Annotated in this window: 4 protein-coding genes; 1 reads left to right on the forward strand and 3 read right to left on the reverse strand. The window is 70.9% G+C overall.

The window, feature by feature from the left end; all coding sequences use genetic code 11:
• On the reverse strand, positions 1 to 571 hold a 571-nt coding region (locus tag STRIP9103_RS28295), incomplete at its 3' end, for a serine/threonine-protein kinase (protein WP_048821135.1).
• Between the two features lie 101 nt (positions 572 to 672).
• Entirely contained in the window at positions 673 to 2,001 is a 1,329-nt protein-coding gene (locus tag STRIP9103_RS28300) for a DUF6986 family protein (RefSeq protein ID WP_009326043.1), read from the reverse strand.
• Between the two features lie 197 nt (positions 2,002 to 2,198).
• Here STRIP9103_RS28300 and STRIP9103_RS28305 point away from each other — a divergent pair, with 197 nt between their 5' ends.
• Positions 2,199 to 3,104 carry an endonuclease/exonuclease/phosphatase family protein gene (locus tag STRIP9103_RS28305; RefSeq protein WP_009326049.1) on the forward strand — a complete coding sequence of 302 codons (906 nt, stop codon included), beginning with the start codon at positions 2,199 to 2,201 and terminating at the stop codon, positions 3,102 to 3,104.
• Between the two features lie 55 nt (positions 3,105 to 3,159).
• Here STRIP9103_RS28305 and STRIP9103_RS28310 read toward each other — a convergent pair whose 3' ends face one another.
• The gene (locus STRIP9103_RS28310; protein ID WP_009326045.1) at positions 3,160 to 4,122 is read right to left on the reverse strand and encodes an electron transfer flavoprotein subunit alpha/FixB family protein; all 963 of its coding nucleotides are present in this window, start codon (positions 4,120 to 4,122) and stop codon (positions 3,160 to 3,162) included.
• Positions 4,123 to 4,220 lie beyond the last annotated feature (98 nt).

Genomic DNA, 4,220 nt, shown 5'->3' on the forward strand with positions numbered 1-4,220 from the left:
AGCCGACGAGTTCGCCGCTGCGGGTGAGGTGGGTGGCGGAACCGTCGCCGGGGTTCTCCATGGTGGCGATGCCGAAGTCGGTGAGGACGACCCGGCCGGAGCGGTCGAGGAGGATGTTGCCGGGCTTGACGTCGCGGTGCAGCACACCGACCCGGTGGGCGGCGGCGAGCGCGTCCATGACCTTGGCGCCGATGGCGGCGGCCTCGCGCGGGTCGAGCAGGCCCCGGTCGCGCAGGACGTCGTCCATGGACGGCCCGTCGACGAGTTCCATGACGATCAGGGGGCGGCCGTCGACCTCGGCCACGTCGTGCACGGCGACGACTCCGGGGTGCCGGACGCGGGCGGCGGCCCGGGCCTCGCGCTGCATCCGCAGCCCCAGGTCGGCCAGTTCGGGCACGGCGGCGTCCGTGTAGGTGCGCAGCTCCTTGAGGGCGACCTCGCGGTGGAGCACTTCGTCCACGGCCCGCCAGACCACGCCCATGCCGCCGCGTCCGAGCTGCTCGACGACCCGGTACCGCCCGGCGAGAAGCCGTCCGACACCGTCCGCCTGTTCGTTCGCCCCCGAAGACACCTACGCCCCGTTCCTGTGACCAACCGATGAGTGGGCGTACAGCCTACGGTGCCGGGAGGGGCGCCCCGGACCGGCGGCAACTGCTGTCACAGGACCGCTACTTACCCGTCCTCGGCCCCGCTCGCCCACCGGCCGGAGATCGTCAGGTCGGCCCGTCGGGGTGCCGCGAAGCCCTCCAGGTCGGTGCGGGTCAGACCGGTCGCCCTGGACACCTCGTCGATGTCGAGGGCGCCGCAGTCGAGGCCCCGCAGGAGGTAGCCGCTGAGTGCCTTGGCCGTGGCGGGCTCGTCCATGACGTCGCCGCCCGCGCGGTTGGCGTAGCGCGAGAGGCGTGCGGCGGCCTGCTCGTAGCCCTCGCGGTAGAAGGCGAAGACGGCGGCGTAGCGGGTGGGGATGTGGCCGGGGTGCATGTCCCAGCCCTGGTAGTAGGCACGGGCGAGGGCGCGGCGGGTGAGGCCGTAGTGCAGTCGCCAGGCGTCGTGGACCTTCTCGGTCGTGCCGACGGGCAGGACGTTGGTGGAGCCGTCCGAGACGCGTACGCCGGTGCCGGCCGCGGCGACCTGCATGATGGCCTTGGCGTGGTCGGCGGCGGGGTGGTCGCTGGCTTGGTGGGCGGCGGAGACACCGAGGCAGGCGCTGTAGTCGAAGGTGCCGTAGTGCAGCCCGGTGGCGCGGCCCTCGGCGGCGTCGATCATGCGGGCGACGGTGGCGGTGCCGTCGGCGGCGAGGATGGCCTGGCTGGTCTCGATCTGGATCTCGAAGCCGATCCGGCCGGGCGTGAGGCCGCGCGCCTTCTCGAAGGCGTCCAGCAGCCGGGCCATGGCGGTGACCTGCTCGGCGTAGGTCACCTTGGGGAGGGTGAGCACGAGGCCGTCGGGCAGACCGCCGGCCTCCAGCAGGCCGGTGAGGAAGATGTCGAGGGTGCGGATGCCCCGGTCGCGGACGGGCGCCTCCATGCACTTCATACGGATGCCCATGTACGGGGCGGCCGTGCCCTTGGCGTACGCCTCGGCGATCAGCCGGGCGGCGCGGGCGGCCGTCTCGTCCTCCTCGGCGTCGGGGCGCGGCCCGTAGCCGTCCTCGAAGTCGACGCGGAGGTCTTCGATCGGCTCGCGCTCCAGTTTGGCGCGGACGCGGTCGTACACGGGCTCGGCGAGGTCGTCGGCGAGGCCGAGGACGGCGGCGAAGGAGGCGGCGTCGGGGGCGTGCTCGTCGAGGGCGGCGAGTGCCCGGTCGCCCCAGCTGCGGACGGTGTCGGCGGCGAAGACGTCACCGGGGACGTAGACGGTGTGCACGGGCTGGCGGGTGCCGGGGTCGCCCGGGTAGCGGCGCTCCAGTTCCGCGTCGACGGGGGCGAGGGAGGCGCTGATCTCCTCGCTGACGGTGCCCGCGAGACTCGTCGCCACGTGCTCCTGTCGGCCCTGCCCCATTCCACGCCCTCCGTTTTCCGCTTTACGGAATCAACAATCCGTATAACGAAGCTAACTGTGGATCTTCGCCTCGGTCAACACCGTCTCGAAGTGGGATTTCCCATGCTCTCCCCCTGGTCACTGCTGTCCCGCCGACTTCTTCCGTATTCAGTAGGCAAGCTTCATCCTGACTCCAAGGGGAAGGGGAGGGAGATCACGTGCCGAACGAGGTCGGCGTGACGCGCCGCCAAGGGCTCAAGTCCGCGGCAGCCGTCGCCATCGCAGCGCCGCTGCTCACCACCGCGGGCTCCTCACAGCCCGCTTCCGCCGGCGAGTACGCGGGCGCCCTGAACGTGATGACGTTCAACGTCCGCTTCGCGACCGTCGTCGACAAGACGCCCCGCTGGGCGGTGCGCCGCCCGGTGATGCGGGAGCTGCTGCGCCGCGAGCGACCTCATGTCATCGGCACCCAGGAGGGGCTCTACCAGCAACTCCGCATGATCGAGAAGGATCTGGGCGGGGACTACGACTGGATCGGCACCGGTCGTGGGGGTGGCAGCAAGGACGAGTTCATGGCGATCTTCTACGACACCCGCAGACTCGACCCGATCGAGTTCGATCACTTCTGGCTCTCGGACACCCCGTACACCATCGCCTCCAATACCTGGGGCGCGGACTGGCTGCGCATGGTGACCTGGGTGCGCTTCGCCGATCTCGCCGACGGGGGCCGGGAGTTCTACGTCCTCAACACCCACCTCGACAGTGTCAGCCAGTACGCCCGTGAGCGCTCGGCGGGGCTCATCGGCGAGACGCTCGCCAAGTTCGACCAGTCGTTACCGGTCGTCGTCACCGGCGACTTCAACGCGGCGGCCCACGACAACCGGGTGTACGACCTGATGCTGGACATCGGGCTGGTGGACGCGTGGGACGCGGCGGTCTCGCGGAGCCCCGCGTACGGGACGTACCACGGGTACAAGACGCCGAGACCGGACGGGCGGCGCATCGACTGGATCCTCACCACACCCGGAGTGACCACGCACTGGGCGTCGATGAACACCTTCTCGATGGACGGGATGTATCCGAGTGACCATCTGCCGGTGCAGGCGTCGCTGAGCCTCGGATGAGCCGAGGCCCCTGTGACCACGTGGGGCACAGGGGCCTCGGAGCAGCCGGGGTCGATCAGCCCTTGCGGGTGTTGATCTCCTCGGTGAGCTGGGGGACGACGTCGAAGAGGTCGCCGACGACGCCGTAGTCGACGAGGTCGAAGATCGGGGCCTCGGCGTCCTTGTTGATCGCCACGATCGTCTTCGAGGTCTGCATGCCGGCCCGGTGCTGGATGGCGCCGGAGATGCCGGAGGCGATGTACAGCTGCGGGGACACGCTCTTGCCGGTCTGGCCGACCTGGTTGGTGTGCGGGTACCAGCCCGCGTCGACGGCAGCGCGCGAGGCGCCCACGGCCGCGCCGAGGGAGTCGGCCAGGGCCTCGATGATCGCGAAGTTCTCCGCGCCGTTGACGCCACGGCCGCCGGAGACCACGATCGCGGCCTCGGTCAGCTCCGGACGGCCCGTCGACTCACGCGGGGTGCGGCCGGTGACCTTGGTGCCGGTCGCGGCGGCGGAGAAGGTCACGTCCAGCGCCTCGACCGCGCCTGCGGCCGGAGCCGGCTCCACGGCGGCGCTGTTGGGCTTGACCGTGATGACCGGGGTGCCCTTGGAGACACGGGAGGTGGTGGTGAACGAGGCGGCGAACACCGACTGCGTCGCGATCGGGCCCTCGTCGCCGGCCTCCAGGTCGACGGCGTCGGTGATGATGCCGGAGCCGATGCGCAGCGCCAGACGGGCGGCGATCTCCTTGCCCTCGGCGGAGGAGGGGACCAGCACGGCGGCCGGGGAGACGGCCTCGACCGCGGCCTGGAGGGCGTCGACCTTGGGGACGACCAGGTAGTCGGCGTACTCGGCGGCGTCGTGGGTGAGGACACGGGTCGCGCCGTGCTCGGCGAGCGCGGCGGCGGTGTCGGCGGCACCGGCACCCAGCGCGACGGCCACGGGCTCGCCGATGCGGCGGGCCAGCGTCAGCAGCTCCAGGGTGGGCTTGCGGACGGCACCGTCTGCGTGGTCGACGTAGACGAGAACTTCAGCCATGGGATTGCTCTCCTGCGGAATACGAAGTCTGAGGGGCGGAAGGGGTGGTGAGCCTCGAGCGGGCCAGTGAGCCTTAGATGAACTTCTGGCCCGCGAGA

Origin of the sequence: Streptomyces ipomoeae 91-03 (assembly GCF_000317595.1) — a bacterium.
In the GTDB taxonomy this organism is placed as follows: Bacteria; Actinomycetota; Actinomycetes; order Streptomycetales; family Streptomycetaceae; genus Streptomyces; species Streptomyces ipomoeae.